General features: G+C 72.0%; 14 protein-coding genes. 8 read left to right on the forward strand and 6 right to left on the reverse strand.

Annotation, left to right across the window (positions count from 1 at the left end; genetic code table 11):
- Positions 1 to 294: 294 nt before the first annotated feature.
- The 3 genes from ACQSSQ_RS23320 (at position 295) to ACQSSQ_RS23330 (ending at position 7,848) form a co-directional block, all read left to right on the forward strand.
- Positions 295 to 4,947: a family 78 glycoside hydrolase catalytic domain gene (locus ACQSSQ_RS23320; RefSeq protein ID WP_431329549.1), complete on the forward strand. Its 4,653-nt coding sequence runs from the start codon at positions 295 to 297 to the stop codon at positions 4,945 to 4,947.
- Between the two features lie 209 nt (positions 4,948 to 5,156).
- Positions 5,157 to 7,121 carry a GTP-binding protein gene (locus ACQSSQ_RS23325; RefSeq protein ID WP_431329550.1) on the forward strand — a complete coding sequence of 655 codons (1,965 nt, stop codon included), beginning with the start codon at positions 5,157 to 5,159 and terminating at the stop codon, positions 7,119 to 7,121.
- Positions 7,122 to 7,164: 43 nt separating this feature from the next.
- A complete protein-coding gene (locus ACQSSQ_RS23330) occupies positions 7,165 to 7,848 on the forward strand; it encodes a TIGR00266 family protein (protein ID WP_431329551.1) in 684 nt (227 codons plus the stop codon).
- Positions 7,849 to 7,856: 8 nt separating this feature from the next.
- Here ACQSSQ_RS23330 and ACQSSQ_RS23335 read toward each other — a convergent pair whose 3' ends face one another.
- Entirely contained in the window at positions 7,857 to 8,282 is a 426-nt protein-coding gene (locus tag ACQSSQ_RS23335; RefSeq protein ID WP_431329552.1) for a hypothetical protein, read from the reverse strand.
- Complete coding sequence (locus tag ACQSSQ_RS23340; protein WP_431329553.1) at positions 8,279 to 9,256, reverse strand: hypothetical protein; 978 nt, start codon at positions 9,254 to 9,256, stop codon at positions 8,279 to 8,281. Before ACQSSQ_RS23340 ends, ACQSSQ_RS23335 begins: the two co-directional genes overlap by 4 nt.
- A 177-nt stretch (positions 9,257 to 9,433) precedes the next feature.
- Here ACQSSQ_RS23340 and ACQSSQ_RS23345 point away from each other — a divergent pair, with 177 nt between their 5' ends.
- From ACQSSQ_RS23345 to ACQSSQ_RS23355, 3 genes are all read left to right on the forward strand, one after another.
- Entirely contained in the window at positions 9,434 to 10,171 is a 738-nt protein-coding gene (locus tag ACQSSQ_RS23345) for a D-Ala-D-Ala carboxypeptidase family metallohydrolase (RefSeq protein WP_431329554.1), read from the forward strand.
- 69 nt (positions 10,172 to 10,240) lie between these two features.
- Positions 10,241 to 11,431: an epoxide hydrolase family protein gene (locus ACQSSQ_RS23350; RefSeq protein WP_431329555.1), complete on the forward strand. Its 1,191-nt coding sequence runs from the start codon at positions 10,241 to 10,243 to the stop codon at positions 11,429 to 11,431.
- 96 nt (positions 11,432 to 11,527) lie between these two features.
- The gene (locus ACQSSQ_RS23355; protein WP_431329556.1) at positions 11,528 to 14,005 is read left to right on the forward strand and encodes a DUF6351 family protein; all 2,478 of its coding nucleotides are present in this window, start codon (positions 11,528 to 11,530) and stop codon (positions 14,003 to 14,005) included.
- Positions 14,006 to 14,012: 7 nt separating this feature from the next.
- Here the strand turns inward: ACQSSQ_RS23355 and ACQSSQ_RS23360 are convergent, their stop codons facing one another.
- Both ACQSSQ_RS23360 and ACQSSQ_RS23365 read right to left on the reverse strand, forming a co-directional pair.
- On the reverse strand, positions 14,013 to 14,387 hold the full coding sequence (locus tag ACQSSQ_RS23360; RefSeq protein WP_431329557.1) for a type II toxin-antitoxin system VapC family toxin: 375 nt from the start codon (positions 14,385 to 14,387) through the stop codon (positions 14,013 to 14,015).
- 23 nt (positions 14,388 to 14,410) lie between these two features.
- On the reverse strand, positions 14,411 to 14,695 hold the full coding sequence (locus ACQSSQ_RS23365) for a type II toxin-antitoxin system Phd/YefM family antitoxin (protein ID WP_431329558.1): 285 nt from the start codon (positions 14,693 to 14,695) through the stop codon (positions 14,411 to 14,413).
- Positions 14,696 to 14,769: 74 nt separating this feature from the next.
- Between ACQSSQ_RS23365 and ACQSSQ_RS23370 the strand changes: the two genes are divergently transcribed.
- Together ACQSSQ_RS23370 and ACQSSQ_RS23375 are read left to right on the forward strand one after the other, a co-directional pair.
- Positions 14,770 to 15,462: a DUF429 domain-containing protein gene (locus ACQSSQ_RS23370; RefSeq protein WP_431329559.1), complete on the forward strand. Its 693-nt coding sequence runs from the start codon at positions 14,770 to 14,772 to the stop codon at positions 15,460 to 15,462.
- Positions 15,463 to 15,528: 66 nt separating this feature from the next.
- Positions 15,529 to 16,335, forward strand: a complete 807-nt coding sequence (locus tag ACQSSQ_RS23375) for a hypothetical protein (RefSeq protein WP_431329560.1) — start codon at positions 15,529 to 15,531, stop codon at positions 16,333 to 16,335.
- Positions 16,336 to 16,338: 3 nt separating this feature from the next.
- Here the strand turns inward: ACQSSQ_RS23375 and ACQSSQ_RS23380 are convergent, their stop codons facing one another.
- Both ACQSSQ_RS23380 and ACQSSQ_RS23385 read right to left on the reverse strand, forming a co-directional pair.
- Positions 16,339 to 19,629 (reverse strand): UvrD-helicase domain-containing protein, encoded by a 3,291-nt coding sequence (locus ACQSSQ_RS23380; RefSeq protein ID WP_431329561.1) that lies wholly within the window; start codon positions 19,627 to 19,629, stop codon positions 16,339 to 16,341.
- Positions 19,626 to 22,772 carry a PD-(D/E)XK nuclease family protein gene (locus tag ACQSSQ_RS23385; RefSeq protein ID WP_431329562.1) on the reverse strand — a complete coding sequence of 1,049 codons (3,147 nt, stop codon included), beginning with the start codon at positions 22,770 to 22,772 and terminating at the stop codon, positions 19,626 to 19,628. The genes ACQSSQ_RS23380 and ACQSSQ_RS23385 overlap by 4 nt, the downstream gene beginning before the upstream one ends.
- Positions 22,773 to 22,793: the final 21 nt, after the last annotated feature.

Genomic DNA, 22,793 nt, shown 5'->3' on the forward strand with positions numbered 1-22,793 from the left:
GGCCTCCTTGGTGGCGGAGCGGTTCCTTAGACAGCTCCACTCCACACCAGGAGGCCTTCACCCATCTACACCTCAGACCGAGTCGTCACACGATCTCGACCAACGTGCCTGGACATCACAGCTAGCGACGCGACCACGGACGCAGGCCGCCCGCAGCTCGACCTCGTGTCGGCTGTGGGCGGCTTCGTCGTTCCCGGGGCTGGGTGGCCGTTACCGGTCACCCCTGTTGTCCACGTCACACCGCGTGTGGTTTGGTTCCCTCGTTGAATCGTTCCAATCCCTCTGAGGAGAACCGTGACGAAGTCCGTGTCGGACCGTCGGCCCCTCGACGGGAGCCGCGTTCTCGCGGCACTCGTCGTCGTGCTTGCCCTGCTGTTCCCCGCGCTGAACGCGGCTCCGGCCTCGGGAGCGGCCCTGAGCGCTCCGTCGAAGGGCGTGGCGCTGGTCGACCTCGAGGTCGAGAAGAAGCCGACGCCGATCGGCATCGACGTCGACGAGCCGCGCTTCAGCTGGGTGATTGCCACGCAGCAGCGTGACGTCACGCAGACGTCGTACCGCATCCGGCTCGCCACCAGCGAGAAGGCGCTCACCGGCAACCGAGCCGCGTGGGACAGCGGCGTCGTCTCCTCGGACGAGTCGGCCAACGTCGCGTACGACGGCCCGGCGCTCGACCCCGCCACGCGCTACCACTGGCGCGTCGACGTCGTGACGAGCGCGGGCAGGGCGAACGCGACGAGCAGCTTCCGTACCGGCCTGCTCGACGAGGACGACTGGGCGGGCAGCTCCTGGATCGGCAACGCGCGCTCGGCCGAGACCGACACGCTCGACATGTCCGGCGCGAGCTGGATCTGGACGTCGGACGCGACGACGGGCGGCGCACCGGCCGAGCCCCGAGCCTTCCGGTCGACGTGGACCGCGCCCGCGGGCAAGACGGCCACCTCGACGGAGATCCTGATCACCGCCGACGACTCGTTCAGGCTCTGGCTCAACGGGAAGCTCCTCGGTGAGACCCAGGGCGCCGAGAACGAGTGGCAGCAGTCCCACCTCTACCGCGCCCCGCTCGACCCGCAGCGCAACGTCGTCGCCGTCCGCACCACGAACGGCCCAGGATCGCCCGCCGGCCTGCTCGCGAAGATCCGCACCACGTGGTCCGACGGCAGCACGAGTGTCGCCACGACCGACGCGACCTGGAAGGTCAGCAAGCAGATCCCCACCGGCTTCGAGGCGCCGGCGTTCGACGACTCCTCGTGGGAGTCGGCCAAGGTCCTCGCGGTCTACGGCAGCGGCCAGTGGGGCAGCGGCGTCCGCCCGCCCAAGAGCGAGACCAAGCCCGCCCCGCTGCTCCGCAAGGAGTTCTCGGTCGGCAAGGACCTGGCGGCGGCGACCCTGTACGTCGCGGCCGGAGGCTACGCGAACGTCAGCCTCAACGGCGCCCCGATCAGCAAGGACGTGCTGTCTCCCGGCTTCACCGACTACGACGACCGTGCCCAGTACGTCGGGACCGACCTCACCGACCAGCTCGAGCCGGGCAAGAACGCGCTCGGGATGGAGCTCGGTCGCGGCTTCTACGGCATGACCGGCGGCAACGTGTGGCGGTGGGAGTCGCCGCCGTGGCACGACGAACCCGTCGCACGCGCGGTCCTGCGGCTGGAGTACGCCGACGGCAGCACCGAGGACGTCGTGACCGACGACTCGTGGACGATCCACGACGGGCCCACGGTGTTCGACGACCTGTACGCGGGCGAGACCTACGACGCCCGCCTGGTTCAGGACGGCTTCGACGAGGTCGGGTTCGACGACGACTCGTGGACGCCCGCGAGCGAGGTCGCCGGCCCGAAGGGCGCACTCGTGAACCAGCGCCAGCAGCCGATCCGCGTCACCGAGTCGCTACCGGCCGAGGAGATCACCGAGCCCGTCGACGGCGTGTACGTCGTCAAGTTCCCGCGAGTCCTCGCCGGGTGGGTCGAGCTCACCGCGAAGGGCGCGGCCGGGACCACCATCAAGGCGCAGTACGGCGAGAAGCTCAAGGCCGACGGCCGACCGAACTTCTCCAACAACGGCGGCTTCCAGTCCGGATTCCAGACCGACCGGTTCATCCTCGCCGGCACGGGGGAGAAGGAGTCGTGGGAGTCGAGGTTCTCCTACAAGGGCTTCCAGTACATCGAGGTCACCGGCTGGCCCGGCGACGAAGCACCGCCGCTCAGCGCGTTCACGGCGAAGGCGGTGCACACCGACGCCGCCGAGACCGGTGCGTTCGACAGCTCCAGCCCGGTGATGAACGACGTGCACCGCGCCGTCGTCGACACGCTGAAGAACAACATCCACGGCATCCCGACCGACACCCCGATGTTCGAGAAGAACGGGTGGACGGGCGATGCGGCCGTCGGTGCCGAGATGTTCATGATGAACCTCGACACCCACGAGCTGTTCGCCAAGTGGATGACCGACGTCAACGACACCCGCGACGCGAACGGCGCGCCGCTCGTGATCGCACCCAGCTCGGGCGACTGGGGCCAGTGGGGCGTCGCGACGCCTTGGCACTCGGCGTACGTGATGATCCCGTGGTGGCTCTACCAGTACGGCGGTGACGACAAGACGCTGCGCGACTACTACGACGGCATGAAGAAGTACGTCGAGGTGGAGTTCGGCCGGTCCAGCAACGGGCTCGTCACCAACAACCGGCTCGGGGACTGGGTGAGCCCCGAGGCGAGCCCCGCGGGAGGCAACGCGCCGGAGGACACGCGCGTCTCCGGGACGGCGTACCTCTACGCGATGCTCACGTCGATGGAGACGTCGGCACGTCACCTCGGCAAGGACGCCGACGCCGCCGCGTTCGCGGAGAAGGCTGCCGTCGTCAAGAAGACGTTCAACGCGCAGTTCCTCGACCGTACGGCGGGCTACTACCGCGGCAGCGGCGACCGCGGCTATCGGCAGACGCACAACGTCCTCGCGCTCGCGTTCGGGCTGACCCCCGACGACGACGTCGAGAAGGCGGTCGCGGCGAGCATCGTCGCCGACGTGAAGGCGAAGGGCATGCACCTCAACACGGGGGTGCTCGGGACGAAGTACCTCCTGCCGGTCCTCACCGACCACGGCTATGCCGACATCGCCTACCAGCTCGCCACGCAGACGACGTACCCGAGCTGGGGCTACATGACCGAGAACGGTGGCACGTCGATGTGGGAGCACTGGGCGCTCGAGGCCCGGTCGCGCGGCCACTACTTCCTCGGCACGGTCGACGACTGGTTCTACCACGACGTCGCCGGGATCAGCCCGTCGAAGGAGTCCGGCTACCGCAGCATCAGCATCGCGCCCGCCGTCACCGCTCAGATGGACTGGGCGAAGGCCTCGACGGCGACCCCGTACGGTCCGGTGGCGAGCAGCTGGAAGCGCAGCGGAGACCGCCTCACGATGGACGTCGACGTGCCGGTCGGATCCACCGCCACGATCCGCATCCCGGCCGCGAACGTCCACGCGGTCACCGAGGGCGGCCGGGCCGTCGCGGACGCCAAGGGTGTCCACGCGATCTCGTACGCCGACGGTGACGTCGTGGTCGAGGTCGGCTCCGGGTCGTACGCGTTCGTCTCGGACCGGCAGGCGGGCCTCGTCGGCGCGGTCGTGGACGACGTCGACGCCCTGCGTGCGAGCCTCCGTGACGTCGACGGTCGTACGGCCCCCCTCACGCTGGCGCGGGTCGCGACCGCGAGCGCCGACCGCGCGGTGGCGACGGCGCTCGAGCGCGTCCGTGCCGGCGACGACGAGGGTGCGGCGGACGCGCTGGTGGTCGCCCACCATGCGCTGAAGCCGCTCGACGGACTGGTGGAGAAGGCTGGCCTGTCCGACGCCGACGAGCAGAAGGTCGACGCGGCCGTCGAGGCCGTCAGGGATGCGACCTCCGTGGCTGTCGCCGACCTCCTCGAGCTGTCGTTCGCGGCGAAGACGGCCGGTACCGCCGTACGACCCGGGGACGACGTGGCGGTCACGGTGACGGCGAAGAACGACGGGCAGCGCCAGCCGACCGCGGTGACGGCGTCGGCCGTGAACCTGCCGTCCGGCTGGGCGGCAGGGCAGCCGGTGACGCTCGCGGAGAAGCTCGCCCCCGGGGACGAGAAGAGCGCCGACCTGACCGTCACCGTGGCCGGCGAGCAGAAGCCGGGCACCGTGGTGGCGTCGGCCCGCGTCGGGTTCGTCGTGGGCGGCGCTGACCTTGCGGTGTCGAAGCGGTTCACCGTGGACGTCGCATCGCCGGTGGCGGTGGACCAGGTCGCGGTGACCCCGGCCGAGGCACGGCCGGGCAGCGCCGTGACGGTCTCCGCGCGGGTTCGCAACCTCGGTCGCGTCCCGGTCTCGGGAGCGGTCGCGGCCGGTGGCGAGAAGACGGTCGCGCTGACGGTGGCCGTCCCGCGCGACGCGGAGCGGGCGCGGGCCGACCACGCGCTCGACGTCTCCTTCACCCGTGGCGGCGACACGCTCGGTACGGCTCGGGGGACAGCGGTGGTCGTGATCGACCCGTCCGTCGCGGACGCGCTCGACCACGTCGACCTCGGGGTGGCAGCCTCGGAGCAGGCGCACGGCCTGACGGCGTCGAGCTCCTCGGGGACCAGCACCGAGGCGGGGAAGACACGTCGCTACGCGGGCCACCTCACGCCGTTCTCGCACTTCGCGTTCGACCTGGCCGTCGAGCCCGGGAAGGCGTTCGTGCTGCGCGCGGTGGAGACGTACGACAAGGCGCAGACCAAGCGCTACAAGGTGTACGTCGACGGCAAGGAGGTCCTGCTCCGTACCCACCAGCGCACCGCGGGAGCCGGGACCGAGACGTACGAGTTCGTGGTCCCCGCGGAGCTTGCGGCGGCTGACGGCAAGGTCCGCGTCATGTTCGAGAACCAGGACGACCCGGCGTACTACGACCCGTCGATCGCCGACGTCTGGACGCGCCCGCTGGGCTAGCCGTAGCGCTGGGTCGCGTCGAGGCCGTCCGCAGTCCTTCGGGGCCGCGGACGGCCGCGTCGTCTTCGGACGAAAACCGTTCGACGTCGTCCCGGCGCGAGTGCGACCGTGGGGACGACCCGTACGACGACGACCGTTGAGAGGCACCACGAGCATGCGAGCAGCTACCACGCCCCGGACCCTTATCCGTCCCACCGTGGAGCTGACCCTTGACCTCGTCCTCACTCACGCTCGGAGTCGTCGCGCATGTTGACGCCGGCAAGACAAGCCTGACCGAGCGCCTCCTGTACGACGCCGGTGCCGTTGCCGCTCTCGGCAGCGTCGACGCCGGCACGACCCGCACCGACGGCTCGGACCTGGAGCGCCGTCGCGGGATCACCATCCGCGCCTCTGTCGCGACCCTGGCGCTCGCCGATCTCGCGGTCACGATCGTGGACACGCCGGGGCACCCCGACTTCGTCGCCGAGGTCGAGCGGTCGCTGGCGGTTCTCGACGCAGCGGTCCTCGTCGTGTCGGCGGTCGAGGGAGTCCAGCCGCAGACCGTCGTCCTGTGGCGTGCGCTGCGGCGGCTCGGTGTGTCGACGGTCGTCTTCGTCAACAAGGTCGACCGGTCCGGCGCGGACCTCGAGCGAGCCGTCTCGCAGGTACGCCGTCGGCTGACGTCCGACGTCGTCGTGCTGTCGCGCGTGCGGGGGATCGGTCGGCGCGACGCCGTGGTGGACGCCGTGCCGGCGATGGAACCGGCCTCGATCGAGGCTGCGGCGTCCGTCGACGACGACGTCCTCGCGGCGTGGGTCGACGGCGACGCTCCCGCGCCACGTCAGGTTGTCGACGCCCTCCGCAGCGGCGTACGACGGGGTGCGCTGACGCCCGTGCTTGCCGGTTCGGCGATCACCGGGGCGGGCCTCGACGCGCTCCGCGACGCGATCACGACGCTCCTGCCGCGGGCGGACGTGCCGGACGGGTCCAGTGCGGGCACCGTGTTCGCGGTCGACCGGGACGAGCGCGGACGGCGCGCCTGGGTCAGGTGGTGGTCCGGTGCGCTCCGCGTGCGGGAGAAGACCGCGCCGGACGGTCGCCGGGCGGCGCCCGTCACCGAGATCGCCGTGAGCCGGCCCGGCGGGCTGCGCGTCGCGGAGGTCGTGCACGCAGGGGAGGTCGCCGCCGTGCGCGGGCTGGACGTCCAGATCGGCGACGTGCTGGGCGACGCGGCGGGACGCACGCCGTACCGGTTCCCCCCGCCGACGATGCAGGCGGTCGTCGAACCGCACGACCGCGCTCAGCGGATCAGGATGTTCCAAGGGCTCGCCGAGCTGGCCGACGAGGACCCCCTGATCGACCTGCGGGTGGACGAGGACGAGGGAGAGGCGGTCGTCCGCCTTCACGGCGAGGTGCAGAAAGAGGTGCTCGCAGCCGTCCTGGAGGAGCGGTACGGCGTGCGGGTCCGCTTCTCGGAGACGTCGGTCGTCTGCATCGAGCGCGTGATCGGGACAGGGGAGGCGCTGGACGAGCTCGGGGTCGCCGGCAACCCGTACCTTGCGACGATCGGACTCCGCGTCGAGCCCGGTCCGCAAGGGAGCGGGGTCGCGTTCTCCCCGGGCATCGAGCGCGGCAACCTGCCGCCGGCGTTCATCGCCGCCACCGAGGAGGGCGTTCGCGCGGCGTTGCGGCAGGGGCTGGCGGGATGGGAGGTCACGGACTGCGTCGTGACCATGACGGCGTCGGGCTACTACCCGCGGCAGAGTCACGCGCACGAGGCGTTCAACAAGGCGATGTCGAGCGTCGGGGCCGACTTCCGCGGGCTGGCCCCGGTCGTGCTGATGGCGGCGCTGGAGCGTGCGGCGACGCGCGTCTGCCGTCCGATCGACAGGTACGAGATCGATCTGCCGGACGAGGTGCTCGGCGCTGTCCTGTCGCTGGTCGGCCGGCTCGGCGGGAGGACGCTCGGGTCGACGCCGAAGGACGGGTTCACTGTGCTCAGCGGTCACCTGCCGTCGGCTGCGGTGCCGGAGCTGGCGCGGCGTCTCCCCGACCTGAGCGGCGGGGAGGCGGTGCTGAGCGCGGAGCTCGACCACTACGCGGCGGTGCCGCAGGGCACGGTGCGACCGACGCGGGCGCGGAGCGGGCCGGACCCACGGGACCGTGAGGGTTGGTTCCGGGACGTGCGTCGGTGACGTCGGCGTGGCAGCTGGCCGCGTCTGGTGCCAGGCTTCCGTCATGGACATCGAGATCACCAGTCGCCCGGGCTACTCGGCCGCCGCCTGCACGCTCTCCGCAGGGGAGTCGGTCAAGGCTGAGGGCGGGGCCATGATGGCGATGTCGGCCAACGTCGAGATCCAGACCTCGACCGGCGGCGGCATGCTGAAGGGACTGCGTCGCGCCGTGCTCGGAGGCGAGTCGTTCTTCCTCAACACGTTCACAGCGCAGGGTGGACCCGGCAAGATCACCTTCGCGCCGGTCCTCCCCGGGGACATCGTGCCGTGGACGCTGACCGGCGAGACCGTCTATCTGCAGTCCGGGTCGTACCTCGCCGCCGGACCCGGCATCGAGGTCGACAGCAAGTGGGGCGGGGCCAAGACGTTCTTCGGCGGCGAGGGCCTGTTCATGCTCCGCTGCACCGGATCCGGGCCGCTGCTCGTCGCGAGCTACGGGGCGATCGAGACGATGGACCTGGCTCCAGGGGAGCGGTACGTCGTGGACACCGGGCACCTCGTCGGCTGGAGCGAGGGCGTCGCCTTCCAGGTGCGCAAGGTCGGGGGTTGGAAGTCGACGCTGCTGAGCGGCGAAGGATTCGTCGTCGACCTCACGGGACCCGGGCGCGTGTACCTGCAGACGCGGAGCCAGGACGCGTTCCTCGGCTGGCTGATCCCGAAGCTGCCGCGGGACACGAGCTCGAGCTGAGGCCGCGGTCAGCGCGCCGGATCGACGGACGGCGCGGGCCCGCGGGTGGCAGGGTCCGCGTTGGTCCAGTCGGTGATGGCGTTGCCGATCTCGTCGCCTCGCGGGGTCGTGTTGAGCCAGAACAGGTCCCACATCTCCGGATAGGGGTCGGCCAGACCTGCCCAGTCGAACGCCAACCTGTGGAGGTTCTCGGCGTGCGTCCCGTCCCACCGTGCGAAGCGCCCGTCGTCACGGAGGTCGCCGATCTCGACCAGCCCAGCAGCGGCGAGGCGGGCAACCGCGCCGATGCACAGGTCGCGGATGTCGGCTGGCTGGAGCCCGTCAGCACCGGAGAGGTGGCGGGCGACTCCGGTCACCTCGGCAGCGTCGACCCAGTCGAGACTGCAGTGCGACAGAATCTCCTGGTCGAGCGTGAGCCCGTCGTCGGACCTCATCTGATGTGGACCTTCCGCTTGATGCCGTCACCGGCGATGATGTCGATCGATGCGCCGCCACTCTTGGAATCGTCCCTCAGGCCGATGACGACGCCATCCGGTCTTCGAACTGCGATCCCGTCGTAGCGAGGGATCTCGGTGACTTCCCCGCGAGCAGTCAGCCGACCGTAGAGGTCGCGGAGGGATGCTACGTCGTCGACGACGCGGACGTGGGGGCGTCTGCCACCCGGTAGGTCATCGAACACCTTCGTCGCGTCATCGACGTAGTCGTCGATCACCTTCGCGGCATCCGTCGCGTCGTCGAGCTTCTCGAGCGCCTTGAGCACCCGGCGCAGCTTGAGCAGCTTGCCGATCGGCAGCACGGACGCCGCCTCGATCAGGCACTCGGGCACGCCGCCCGTCTCCGGCAGGCATGCGCGGGGATCGCCGAGCAGGATCGTCAGCGCCGTGATCGCCGCGGGATCACCGCGCCCGCCGGCAGCGACCGGCGGCGGCGTGAAACGCGACGGCACCGGACCAAACCCGCCGAGCCCGCGCCAAGCGTCGTCCGAGGGACCACCGTCGAGGAGGTCCGCGAGTCGGCGGGCGGTGTCGTCGAGGAACGCCTCCAGCGTGCCGTGGCGTCGGCGCAGGTGAGCGCTGGTCGCGGCGCGCTCCTCGACCGGCGCTGCCTCGTACTCCTCGTTGAGCCCCTCGACGCCGGCGTCGTAGATCGTCACGGCGACCGCCCAGGCGCGCACGACCGTCGCGGCGAACGTCGCCCGCTCGTCGACCTCGTGGCCGAGCGCCCTCAGCGGTCCGACGAGGATCGGGATCTGCGTGAGCAGGGTGCCCTCGAGGTGGGCGCCGGCCTCGTACGTCCGGCGTACGGCGTCGGCGGAGACCTCCACCACCGCCGCGCTCCGCGTCTCGAGCTCCGCAGCCGACGCGAGGATCTCGTCAGGCGTCGCAGGGTACGGCGCGAAGAGTGGCATGCGGTCCCTCCGGGGTCGGGTGCCGAGAACTCTGCCGCGAACCGCCACCCCCGCGCGTCCGTCATCCACAGGAGCGCGGCGCGAGGTTCGGCTTGCGCCCGCGGTGGACTGTGAGGATCATCGCGACCAGGACGACAAGCATTGGCACAAAAACTGCCCACCCCCAGGAGGCCTGCCATGGTCCGCTCGCTCCGTCATGTCCTCGTCGCCTTCTCCTTGCTCATCTCCACGACCGTCCTCGGCGTGGCGGCGACGACCGCCCCCGCGTCCGCCGACGCCTGCTACAGCTGGTCGCGCACCCTGTCGCAGGGCGCGACCGGGGAGGACGTCCGCCAGCTCCAGATCCGCGTCTCCGGCTATCCCGGGTACGGCGCGGTGCTCGCCCTCGACAGCAGCTTCGGCCCCGCGACGAAGGCGGCGGTCACCCGCTTCCAGCAGGCCTACGGCCTCACCGCCGACGGCGTCGCCGGACCGCAGACGTACGCGAAGCTCTACGCGCTGCAGGACGACGACTGCACTCCGATCAACTTCACGTACGCCGAGCTGAACCGCTGCAACACCACATGGTCGGGTGGCGCCGTCTCCGCTGCGGCGGCGAAGGCGAACGCACTCGTCACGATGTGGAAGCTTCAGGCGCTGCGCCACGCGCTGGGGGACCGGCCGCTCGGCGTGAACAGCGGCTTCCGCAGCTACTCGTGCAACAGCGCCGTCGGTGGCGCGTCGAACAGCCGGCACCTGTACGGCGACGCGGCCGACCTCGCGGCAGGGACGCAGGGGTTCTGCACGATCGCGAAGCAGGCGCGCTACCACGGCTTCTCGCAGATCCTCGGTCCCGGCTATCCCGACCACAACGACCACGTCCACGTGGCCGCACCCGCGACGCGCCTGTGGTCGGCGCCGAACTGCGGCATCTGACGCGAACGCGTCTGCCATCACCCTCGAATCCGGACGCGGCCTGGCCGGAACCGTTCGTACGGTCGTCGTATGACCACCACGGACAGCACCGGCCAGGCCAGCGTGACTCCGTTCCGGATCGACGTCCCGCAGGCACAGCTCGACGACCTCGCACAGCGCTTGGCGCTCACGCGCTTCACGACGCCGCTCCCCGGCGACGGCTGGGCGACCGGCGTCCCGACGTCGTACCTGCGCGAGCTCGTCGCGTCCTGGCGCGACGACTACGACTGGCGGGCCCAGGAGGAGGCGCTCAACGCGTACCCGCAGTTCCTCACCACGATCGACGGCCAGCAGGTCCACTTCCTGCACGTGCGCTCCGCCGAGCCGGACGCGCTACCACTCCTCCTCACCCACGGCTGGCCGGGATCGGTCGTCGAGTTCCTCGACGTGATCGGTCCGCTCACCGATCCCGCGTCGTACGGGGGTGACGGGACGCAGGCGTTCCACGTCGTGATCCCGAGCCTGCCCGGCTTCGGCTTCTCCGGTCCCGTGCACGACGCCGGCTGGGACCACACCCGGATCGCGCGGGCGTGGGCGGAGCTGATGCGGCGGCTCGGCTACGAGCGGTACGGCGTGCAGGGCGGTGACATCGGTGCGGCCGTCTCGCCCGAGGTGGCCCGCGCGACCGGCAGCGACGGATCACCCGGGAGCACCGTGGTCGGCGTGCACCTGAACGGCAACGTCGGCGTGCCGACGTACCAGCTGAGAGAGGAGGAGCTGGCGGGCCTGACCGACCTCGAGCGCGATCGCGTACGCCGGGTGGGGGAGTTCATGCAGGAGCAGTTCGGCTACATCGCGATCCAGTCGACACGCCCGTCGGCGGTCGCGGCGGGCCTGGCGGACTCGCCCGTCGGTCAGCTCGCCTGGATCACGGACAAGCTGCGCGAGTGGACCTATCCGCGCGAGGTCCTGCCGCACGAGATCCTCGGGATGGACCGGATGCTCACCAACGGGATGCTCTACTGGCTCACCGACACGGCGGCGTCGTCGGCGTACGTCGGCTACGCCAACGCCCAGGGATGGGGCGAGACCCTCCCGCCGACCGGAGTGCCGACGGCCGTCATCGTCTTCGCGGGCGACGTCGGCATCAGGCGCTTCGCCGAGAAGGAGCACGTGATCACGCGCTGGGTCGACGTCGACCGTGGCGGACACTTCGCGGCGTGGGAGGAGCCGGCCGCCCTCGTGGACGATGTGCGCGCGTTCTTCGCCGACCTGCGGTGACGGGGGCTTCGTCGGGCAACCACTCGCCAACGTGACGCGGATCACACTACTCTGACCGCCACGGGCGACGACGGCGTCGCCGGAGGAGGGGCAGAGATGTCGAGCTTCGTCGTACGCCGCGCGCTGGCGGCCGCGACCACCCTGACCGTCGCCGCACTGGGACTGGCCGCCGCCGAGTCGGCGTCAGCCGGCCAGGGCCACGGCACGCACCACCGCAACGGGCTGCGGATCACGGTCCTCTCCGGCGAGGCCGACCAGGTGAGCGGCGGCGACGCGCTGCTCGAGGTGACGCTCCCGAAGAAGGCACGTCCGGACGACGTCCGCGTGACGCTCGACGGCGACGACGTCACCGCGGCCTTCGACATCTCCGACGACGGCACGCTCGTGGGGCTCGTCGAGGGACTGGAGGTGGGGGAGAACCGGGTGAAGGCGGTGATCTCGAAGGGCGCGGCGGGCGGCAAGCGCACCAGCATCACGCTCGTCAACCACCCGATCAGCGGACCGATCTTCTCCGGCCCGCAGCAGCAGCCGTTCGTCTGCACCACGGCCCGGGGCCGCTTCGACGGCCGGATGATCCTGGGCCAGCCCCTGGTCGACAACCAGGACCACTTCGGCATCCCGGTCGCGGCCGAGGACGAGAACGGCAGCTACCCGCAGGACGGTCGCGGCTACCCGACGGCCGACGCAGACATCGTGGGCTGGAGCGGCGACTGCGCCGCCGAGACCCGTTACGGCTACGTCTACCGCTCGAACACCGACAACCGCTTCCACTGGCTCGACGACCCGGCGGACCCGCCGGCCGACACCGCGACCACCACGACCATGGACGGCAAGACGGTGCCGTTCATCGTCCGCTGGGAGCGGGGGACCATCAACCGGTTCGTCTACAGCGTCGCGATGCTCGCGCCGGTCGGTGAGGCCGATCCGACCCAGCCCGACGACTCGCTGTGGAACCGGCGCCTCGTCTTCAGCTTCCAGGGCGGCGTCGCGATCGGGCACACCCAGGGCACCACCAGCGACAGCGCGATGCTCCCCGCCGATCTCCTCAAGCTCGGCTACGGCGTGATGTGGTCGAGTGGCACCCGTACGAGCACGCACTACAACCTGCAGGTCGGCGGCGAGACGGCGCTGATGCTCAAGGAGCACACCGTCGAGACGCACGGCGTCCCCGACTACACGGTCGCGGTCGGCGGCTCGGGCGGTGCCATCCAGCAGTACGTGTACGCGCAGAACCACCCCGGCCTGATCGATGCCGCGATCGCGCAGTACTCCTACCCCGACATGGTCACGCAGGTCATCCACGTGGGTGACTGCGAGCTGCTCGAGCACTACTTCGACGCGACCGACCGCACGAACGCGAAGTGGAAGGACCCCGAGGTCCGGCAGGCGATCATCGGGCTCAACGGGACGAGCTACCCGAAGAACCTGTCGGCGGGCGACATCGCGCAGTGGAACCAGCTGTACGCCGCGTACCAGGCGCTCGGCTACCAGGTCATGACGCGCGACCCCGCGTCCCCGGCGCCCGCACTGATGGAGTGCAAGCCGGGATGGTTCGGCCTCACTCCGCTCGCGATGAACCCGATGTTCACCGACGTCGACGACCTCGACAAGCTCGCGCAGGGCGTCGAGGGCGTCGAGTGGACCCACTGGGGCGACACGGTGAACATCTACGGCGTCGGCGACGACGGCTACGCGCGGGTGCCGTGGGACAACGTCGGCGTCCAGTACGGCCTGAAGGCGCTGACCGACGGCCTCATCACGCCGCAGGAGTTCCTCGACCTCAACGCGGAGGTCGGCAGCTGGAAGGACTCCGCCGACATGGTCGAGGAGGGCTTCCCGTTCGCCGGCCCCTTCACGCCGCAGAACTTCGACCCGTGGAGCGCGCGCAACATGAAGCTGAGCCCCGACGGCGGCGCGACGCCGGCTCCGCGGCGCGAGGGCGACCGCGAGGCGATGCGGGCGGCGTACACCTCGGGCATGCAGTTCCAGGGCGACATCGACATCCCGGTGATCGACTGGAGGCACTACCTCGAGGACGACCTCGACATGCACAACACGCAGCAGTCGTTCGCGTCGCGCCAGCGGATGCTCAACGTCGACGGCGACGCCTCCAACCAGGTCATCTGGTTCACCGACGCACGGCCCAGCGAGCAGTTCGACCAGACCCCGATGGCGTTCGCGGTGATGGACCAGTGGATGCGCAACATCGCCGCGAACCCGAAGCGCGGAGTCGCGGGCAACAAGCCGGCCCAGGCCGTGGACTCCTGCTTCGCGACGGACGGCTCGCTCATCGCGTCCGGCAAGCGGGTGTGGGACGGCGTCCTGGACGACCGTGCGGCAGGGGAGTGCACGCAGAAGTTCCCGATCTACTCGTCGTCGCGACGCGTCGCGGGCGGCCCGTACGAGGGCGGCGTCTGGAAGTGCGCGACGCAGCCCGTCGAGCGAGCGATCCGCAAGGGCCTGTACGGCGCGTGGAAGCCGACGGCGGAGCAGGTCGCGCGGCTGGAGGCGATCTTCCCCGACGGCGTCTGCGACTACGCGAAGGGGGACGTGGGCAAGCCTCGGGGCCGGTGAACGGCGGTCAGCGTCCGCCGGACGGGTGCACGATGTCGATCTCGGTGATCCCCGACCCGAAGTCGCGACGGTTGTTCGTGACGAACCGGTCGGCTCCGCCGGCGATCGCCGTGGCGAGATGGAGCGCATCAGGCGTCTTCAGTCGGTGGCGAACGCGGAGCGCTGCGGCCATCACGGCGACGTCCGCGGAGACGGGACTCAGTGCCAGACGGTCGAGCAGGGCAAGGAGCCGAGGGCGCTCCTCGAGGCGGTCCGGACCGAGAGCGAGCGTCTCGGTCAGGAGAAGTGTCGAACCGATCCCTGCCGGCTCACCACGGGGTGCCCGTCCGATCGCGTCGAGAAGCATCTGCCCACGCTCGTCGCCGACCGCTGCGTAGATCACGACATCAGCGTCGAACGCCGGCGTCACCAGGCATCGCGATCGTCACGCAGCGCACGCACCAGTGCGTCGGCATCGGCGCCCTGCGGGGGTTCAGGGAGCGCTCTGTGTCTCGAGGCCTCCATCTCGACGGCGACGGCGTCGGCGGCGGCGAAGAGGTAGTCGGTTCGTGGAGTCCGCGCGCCGCGCGGCGGTGATAGACGGGCCACCGCGCGACCGTGGCGGGTGATCGTGATCTCCTCGCCAGCCTCCACCCGGTCGAGCAGCGCGGCCAGCTGTGCGCGCGCCTCGCTCATGGTGATCGTCGCCATGCACATCAGCGTACAACGATGTACAGACGCCGCTTCGCGATCTCCCCAGGGATGCGCCGTCGTAGCCTGCGGTCATGTCGTCACCCTCCGCTCGTCGCGTCCTCGGGGTCGACGCGTGCCCGGGCGGCTGGATCGGGGTGCTGCTCGATGACGACGGCGTCGCAGAGGTCCGTCTCGCGCCGAGGATCGACGACCTTGTGGCGTCGTGCGATCCGGCGCCGGCCGTGGTCGGCGTCGACATCCCGATCGGCCTCGCCGACGCCGGCCCCCGTGCCGCCGACCTCGCGGCGCGGTCGCTGTTGAGAGGGCGCGCCTCGACGGTGTTCCTCACGCCGGTCCGCGCTGCGGTCGAGGCGCCGACCCACGCAGCGGCGAACGCGGCTCAGCGGGCGAGCGGCGGCACGGGCGTCAGCCTCCAGGCGTACGGGCTCCGCCACCGGATCCTGGAGGTCGAGCGCTGGATCCCGTCGTACGCGGGTCGCGTGGTCGAGGTCCACCCGGAGCTCGCGTTCCAGGTCATGGCCGGTCGCCCGTTCGCGCGCAAGAAGAGCTGGGACGGCGTCCGGCAGCGCATGGCGGCGCTTGAGGGTGCCGGGATCGTCCTCGACGGTGAGCTCGGCCGTGCCGGGGAGGTCGCGAACGCCGACGACGTCCTCGATGCCGCCGCGGTCGCGTGGACGGCTCGGCGGGTGCGCGACGGCGCCGCCATCGCGCACCCGGACCCTCCGCAGGACCTCGCCGGCTGGCCGACGGCGATCTGGGTCTGACGGAGTGGAGCGAGTCGCGCGCGGTCCGATACGGTAGCGCCTCGCCCCCCGAGCCAAGGACCCCGCATGCCCGACTCCCGCGCCACGACGACCCTGCCCGGACCCGCCACCGCGGAGGGGGACGCGCGGCTCGACAGCACCGTCCTGATCGGTCGTCTGAGGCAGCGTTGCAGCACGTCGGACGACTTCCCGGTCGCGCGCGGTTCGTCGCTCGCCGCCGACGACATCGCCAGCGGGCCGTACGCCACGAGCCAGGTCCTCCGGCGGTGCGTGACTGCCGGCATCGACCACCTCCAGGCCGGCGGGATGCTCGGCGTGGGGGAGCAGGTGCCCCACGTCGCGGCCACCTGGTCGCTTGCGCGAGGCGCCCTGGAGAGCCTCGCGACGGCGTACTGGATCCTCGGCCCCGATAGGCGGGACGAGCGCGTCGAGCGCACTCTCCGCTGGCACGCGCAGGACATCACCGACGCCGAGGAGGCGACCCGTCACCTCGGCCTCCCGAACGTGGCGTCCGCCGAGTCCCGGCTGGTCGCGCTCGACGCGGTCGCGCGTCGCCGGGCGCTCGACCCCGAGGCGGTGCGGCGCGGCTGCACGGCGACGGAGGCCGTCGAGTATGCCGAGGTGAGTCTGCCGCACCTGAGCATGGGGGTGCGGCTGCCGTGGCAGCTCAGCTCGGGCTTCGCCCACGGGCGACCGTGGGCCCACGTCGGTGCGACCGCGGTCGAGCGGACCGTCGGTGGACGCCCGAACGTGGTCGACGTGAGGCGGTCCAGCGCCGCGGGCAACGCACTGTACGCGAACCTCGCCGCGCTCCAGCTGCTCGAAGCCTTCGTGCGGCTCTACGAGCAGCGCGCCAACCACTCCCTGGTCTGAGCGTCACGTCCCGACCGGGACCTCCCACGCCTCGCGCCCGACACCGAGGAAGAGCAGCGCGGTGGAGACCGGCGTACCCGTCGCCTCGCGGAGACACGCCTCGTACGCCGCGACCTGCGGCTGGTAGAACACGGTCCGCGCGGCGAGCGCCTCGCGAGGGATGTCGTCGGTCTTGTAGTCCACGACGCGCAGCGACCGGTCGTCCTCGCGGTAGATGAGATCGACGAACCCCTCGATGACCGTGCCGTCCTCGGCGACCGTCCCGACGTACGACTCCCGCCAGTGCTCACGTTCGGCGGCCCGTTTCACGAGCGGGGACTCCAGCGCCGACACGACGAGGGCGCGCACCTGCTCGGCGAACGTCGTCACGCCCTCGGCCTGGCACTGCGCCGCCACAGCGTCGTCGAGACCGGCACCGCTCGCGAGGTCGACCGCCTGCAGCACGCCGTGGACCGCACGTCCGACCGCCGAGCCGTAGCGGCCCTTGCGCCACGGCGGAAGCTCGACGTCGCGACCTCCCTTTGCCTGCCCGGCCACGGTGGCAGGGTCGTCGACGAGCACGACCTCGGGCTCCGTGCCCTCGAGCCCGGACGCGCTCTGGGCCGGTTTCTCGCGCGTGGACGCGCGTACGTCGGCGATCAGCTGGCGCCACTGCGCGAGCTCGGGCGGGGGCGTGGAAGTGGTCCGACGCTCGCTGGGTCGATCGGCGGAGGCGTCGTCGGCCTGCGTGGCCGGGGCTGCGGTCGCCCAGCGCGCATCGCCCGCGCCCGCCGCGGCGAGCACGCGGGCGTTGGTGTCACCGCTCCCGCCCGGGGCGCGGTGGAGCGAGACGACGAGGTGATCGCGCGCGCGGGTCGCGGCGACGTACAGCAGGCGCCGACGCTCCTGCGCGTCCATCTGCTCGTCGACCGGCGCGGCCTGCTCGAAGTCGTTGGTCTGGACCTGGCCGACGAGCCGCACCTCGTAGCCGTCGTCCGTCCACAGCAGCTGCACGCCCCTGCGCCGCTGCGGCACGGTGCTCATGCCCGAGAGCACCACCATCGGGAACTCCAGGCCCTTCGCGCCGTGGACCGTCATGATGCGGACGGCGTCGACGTCGGTCTCGGGAAGGACGGCCTCTGCGACGCGTGCGGTCTCGTCCGCCTGCCGCGAGGCCCACCCCAGGTAGGCGCGGAGCCCGCCGTGCTCGACCTCCGACCACGCGCGGGCCTGGTCGACGACGAACCGTAGGCGGCGCCACTGGTCGCGCGCCCTCGGCGTGCCTGCGGCGACCTCGGAGACGAGACGCTCGGCGACGATCGCCGAGAGCACCTCGCTCGGCGTCATCCAGCGGGCGCGCCGCACGAGGTCGCGCAGTGCCCCGAGCCCGGCGGCGACGGGGTGGGCGTCCGTGCCGAGCCGCTCGAGCGTCTCGGCCGTCGGGGCGAGCAGGTGGAAGGAGCCGCCGGCCCGCTTCCAGGTCCAGAGGTCGTCGTCGCCGCACCCGAACAGCGGCGAGCGCAGGGCGAGGACGGCCGCGAACTGGTCGCCCGGGTCGGCGATCGCCTGCGCGGCCGTCATCAGGTCGCGGATCTCGGCGGCCTGGTACACGAGCGAGCTGGACTCGGCGCGGTAGGGGACCGCCTCGCGGTCGAGCGCGGTCTCCAGCGCCCCGAGCGAGATGCGCGACGGGATGAGGATCGCGACGTCGGCGAACGCGATCGGCCGCCACCGCTCCGACCCCTCGTCCCAGACCGTCCATGCCTCGTCGACCGCCTGCCGGACGGTCGCCGCGACGTCACCGGCCTCGAGGGCACGGAGCGGATCCGCCTTGAGTCGCTCAGGGTGCTCGTCGCGTCCCAGCACCGTCACCGGGGCACCGACGGGCGGAGCGTCGACACGGTGGCTGTCGAGGGCGACGTACGCGGGCTGGGTCCCGGCCTCGGGCTGGATCACCTCGTCGAAGACCGCGTTGACCCACCGGAGGACCGGGTCGACGGTGCGAAAGTTGGTGGTGAGCGTGACGTGGTCCTCGGCGCCGAACCAGTCCTGGGTCTCGAGGTAGAGCGCGATGCTCGCTCGACGGAAGCGGTAGATCGACTGCTTCGGGTCGCCCACGACGAAGAGCGACCCTGGCGGAACATCGACGTCGCGCCAGTCGTCCTCATCGGCGTCACGGCCTCCGGCGATGCGCACCGCGAGCTCGATCTGGATCGGGTCGGTGTCCTGGAACTCGTCAAGGAGGAGGCGCTGGTACTGCGTGTGGAGGGCGGCACGGACCAGGGGATCGCGCCGGAGCACGTCGCGGGCCAGGACGAGCAGGTCGTGGAACTCCAGCCGACCCTCAGCGGCGCGGCGCTCCGCGTCGGCCCGGACGGTCCTCGCGATCCACGACGCGAGCGGCCGCAGCGTCGCCTCGGTGACCTTGTCGGCCGCCGACTTCGCGCGCTGCTGCAGCTCGACGCACGCGTGCTTGACGTCGTCGAGGTCCTGCCAGTTCTGCTTGCGGCCGTAGGAGGTCTTGAGGTCGGCCGCGGCGAGCAGCACCGTGTAGCGGGCACGGTCGTCGACTGCCGTCCGCAGCGCCTCGCCCCAGGCCGCGACGGCGGCGAGCCGCTCGAGGAACCGGTCGCTCTCGTCGCCGCACTCGCCGGCCCGTGCCGCCACGGCGGCCGCCTCCTCGACGAGCGCCGAGACGTCGGGCAGCACGACCTCGGGCACGTCCTCGGGGGTGCGGTCGGCGATCAGGTCCCAGTCGGCGTTGAAGGCCCTCGTCAGCGAGCGCAGGTGCTCGAGCTTGACCCCGGCCGAGAGCGCGAGCAGCACTGCGCTGCCGAGCGCGTCGTCGTCCAGCAGCGCCCGTTGCATCACCGACCAGCGCTCCTCGAACGCGACCGACGACGCGACCTCATCGAGAACCTCGATGAGCGGCGGCAGCCCGGCCTCGATCGGGTGCTGGGCGAGGATCCGCTGCGCGAACGCGTGGAGGGTCCCGATCGCGGCGGAGTCGAGGTCCTCCAGCGCCTCGGTCGCCCGGGCGCGGCGCGCGTCGTCGGTCGCCGCACGCCGCTGCCGCTCGAAGCTGGCCCGCAGGCGGTCGCGCAGCTCGGCGCCGGCCTTCTCGGTGAACGTCACGGCGGCGACGTGGCGCAGCGGGACCGGGTCGGGACCCTCGAGGACCAGGTGCGTGACGCGGTCGACGAGCGCGCGGGTCTTGCCCGAGCCCGCGCCCGCCTCGACGAACAGGTTGCGGTCGGTCCCCGTCGTGATCCGGGAGCGGGCCGCGTCGTCGGTCAGCGACGTGACAGTGCTCATGCCTGAACCGCCGGGTCGTCCAGGGCCTCCGGGTCCACGAGGCGGACGAGCTCCCGGAGCGCCGCGTCGCCCCGCTTGTCCTCGTAGCGCCGCCGCGCCTCCTTGTGCCCGAGCCCACCGGGCGTGCAGAACTCGCACTCGACGTAGCCGTACGCCGGCTGCGCGCTCGGGCGTGCGACGAACGCGCCCGCGGCGATGCCGTCGACGAGCGTCTGGAGCGTCTGCGCGTACGTCGCCTCGAGCGCGTCGTCGAGCGTGACCGGGATGCGCTCGCCGGCGTTGCGCCGTACGAACCAGTACATCGCCTCGACCCCGGTGCTGGGCTTGTCGGCTACGCGCTCGCGCGCCGCGTGCGCGTACACCGGCAGCTGCAGCTTGGTGCCGGCCGCGACGGGGTCGTCCTTGAGGACCCGGAACGCATCCGCCCGGCCGGTCTTCACGTCCGTCACGAGAAGCACCCCGTCGCGCGTGCGGTCGACCTTGTCCGCGCTCCCGCGCATCAGCAGCCGCCCGTCCGGCAGCGTGATCTCGATCGGGTCCGGATCGTCGCCGGTGCCGAACTCGAGCTCGCTGCGGACCACCTCGGCGTCGCGCGCGGCACGGAAGGCGTCGTCGTCCTCCAGCATCCGCGCCACCACCGTCCGCAGCGCCTGGAGCTCGGCCTCCCAGAGCCGGCGGTGCCCGGTGAGGCCGCGCTCGACGAGGTTCGTCGCGCGGACGGTGACCAGCTCCTGGAGACGTCGGTGGTGCGCGGCGCTCCACGGCTCGGCGTACGACGGCAGCGTGGCGGCCGCGGCGCTCTCGGTGATGAGCTGGTCGAGCGCCCCGTGCACGAGCGTGCCGATCTCCGCCGCCGAGATCGAGATGATCTCCTCGGGCTGTTCCAGCGGGGCGACGCCGAGCAGCCGCTCGACGAAGTAGGCGAACGGGCACCGGGCGTACGCCTCGAGGGCGGTGGGGGAGACGACGCGGTCGCCGTGGGCGTAGTCCGGCAGGCCCTCGGCGCCCGCGAGGTTGCCGTCGAACCGGGTGAACCCCGCGCTCGCGCGCGCGTCGATCAGCGCACGTGCCGCTGCGAGGAGAGCCGCGGGCTCGGGAGCGAGCGGCGTGCCGGACGCCGCGGCGCGGATCTGCCACTCCTGCTCGGACGCGGGCAGCTCCGCCGTGAGGACGCCGTCGGCGTACGAGCGGCTGCCGACGATGGTGGTGCCGGTGGGTGCGTGATGCCTGTCGGGCCGGTCCCACTCGGTCGCGGCGAGCTCCTTGTTGCCGGTGAGCTCACGCAGCGACGGCAGCAGGAACTGGCTCGGCAGGCGCTCGGTGCTGCGACGAAGGTCGCCGCGCGGGAACGACGCCGTGGCGCGCGGTGCGGACGCGAGCGCGGCCAGCAGGTGCCGCTGCTTGTCGTCGAGCGTGGCGCGCAACGGGTCGAGCTCGCCGGTGGCGGTGCGCAGCGTGTCGCTGAGCAGCGCGTCCTCGTGGGCGCGGCCGGGGAACGCGTCCTCGGTCAGACCGAGCACGAACACCTCGTCGAGCTCCATGCCGACCGCGGCCGAGACCGGTCCGACGAAGACGCCCTCGGCATACCGGCCGACGCGGGGCAGCGACGACTCGAGCTCGAGGCTGAGCACCTCGGCGAGGGTCTCGACGTCGGCCGTCAGGTCGAAGGCGTCCAGTGAGGAGAGGCCACCGAGCGCCGACTCGAGGACGACCGCGGCGTACTGCTCCTCCGCGGGCATCGCCGTCCAGGTGTCGGACGTGCCGTAGAGGTCGTTGAGGAGGTCCAGGGCCCACGAGCTCATCGCGTCCCAGCGCCGGATGCGGGCGGCGTCGTCGAACCGCTGCTGCAGCCGCTCGACGAAGCGGAGCAGGCCGCGCGCGCTCTCGATCTCGCGCTCGGCCGCGTCGATCCGACCCTGACGCGGGCTCTCCTGCTGCTCCTCCTCGCCGATGGCGCGGATCTCGTCGCCGATGAAGGTGGTGATGCGGGAGGCCCAGTCGCCCCGGCCGACGATGCCGGCGCGACGCGAGACCCGCTCCCAGCGCGCGACCGGGACACGCTCGCCGGAGAACGCCAGCACCGGCGCCTCGGCGAGCGCGACGAACGTCTCGGCGCGGGGGAGACCCGCCTGACCGACCTCGAGCAGGGCGACGAAGGCGCGGGCGATCGCGCGCTCCTGCACGGCACGCGTCGCCGGACCGTTGACCGCGAGGCCGCTCGCGCCGAGGTGCTCGTGGAGCTGGCGGGCGTACGGGACGCGGGACCCGTAGAGCACGGCGATGCGGTGGGCAGGGGTGCGCGCGAGAGCGGCGACGACCTCGCGGACCACGCGCCGCACCTCGTCGTCGGCGTCGGACGCGTGGAGGACGCGGGTGGCGACCGGTGGCGGCGTGCGCCGCGCGTCGTCCGGGATCGCGAGGCCCATCCGCTCGAGGCTGCTGACGACGGCCGAGTCGGCGCGGCGTACGCCGGTCGTGCCCGCGACGACGACGCTGCGAGAACCCTGGGCGAGCGCGCGGGCGAACCCTGACTCCGCCCGGGTCAGGCGTTGCGGGAGGTAGAGGACGACCGTCCCGTGCACGGCGGTGACGTCAGCGTCCGCCTCGACGGTGCGGGCCGCCTCGACCAGCAGCTCGGTCGGGTCGTAGTGGCCGGCGGCGATGCGGTCGGCGACGCGCTCGTGCAGGCGCAGCAGGTCGGCGGACAGGCCGGTGGACTCGCGCGCGCGGTCGCGGCCGTCGGGGGAGAGGTCGCGCAGCTCGCGGTGCGCCGTGGCGAGGGCGCGGATCGTGGCGGGGTGGTCCTTGACCGGGCCGAAGATGCCTGGGTCCTGGTCCAGCGCCTGGCGCCACGCGGCGGCGACGACGGGCTGCGTCGCCGGTCGGCGCGGATGCATCGCGGTGGCGGCGACCTGCTCGGCCAGACGGGCGAGCGTCGTGACCGTGAGTGCAGCGACGCCCGGGCCGCCGTCGCCGTCCAGTCCGCGGGCGAGGTGACGGCGCGCGACGATGCCCGCGACGTTCGTCGGGACCACGAGCGTGACCGGCGCCATCAGGTCGGAGGCCTTGGCCTCGGAGACGACCCGCCGGAGCGTCTCGAGAGCGGCGCGACCGTACGGCGTGGTCAGGACCCGAGTCGACATCCGTCCCCCTTCTCGTGGTGC

Source organism: Mumia spirodelae (assembly GCF_050632745.1).
Taxonomy (GTDB): domain Bacteria; phylum Actinomycetota; class Actinomycetes; order Propionibacteriales; family Nocardioidaceae; genus Mumia.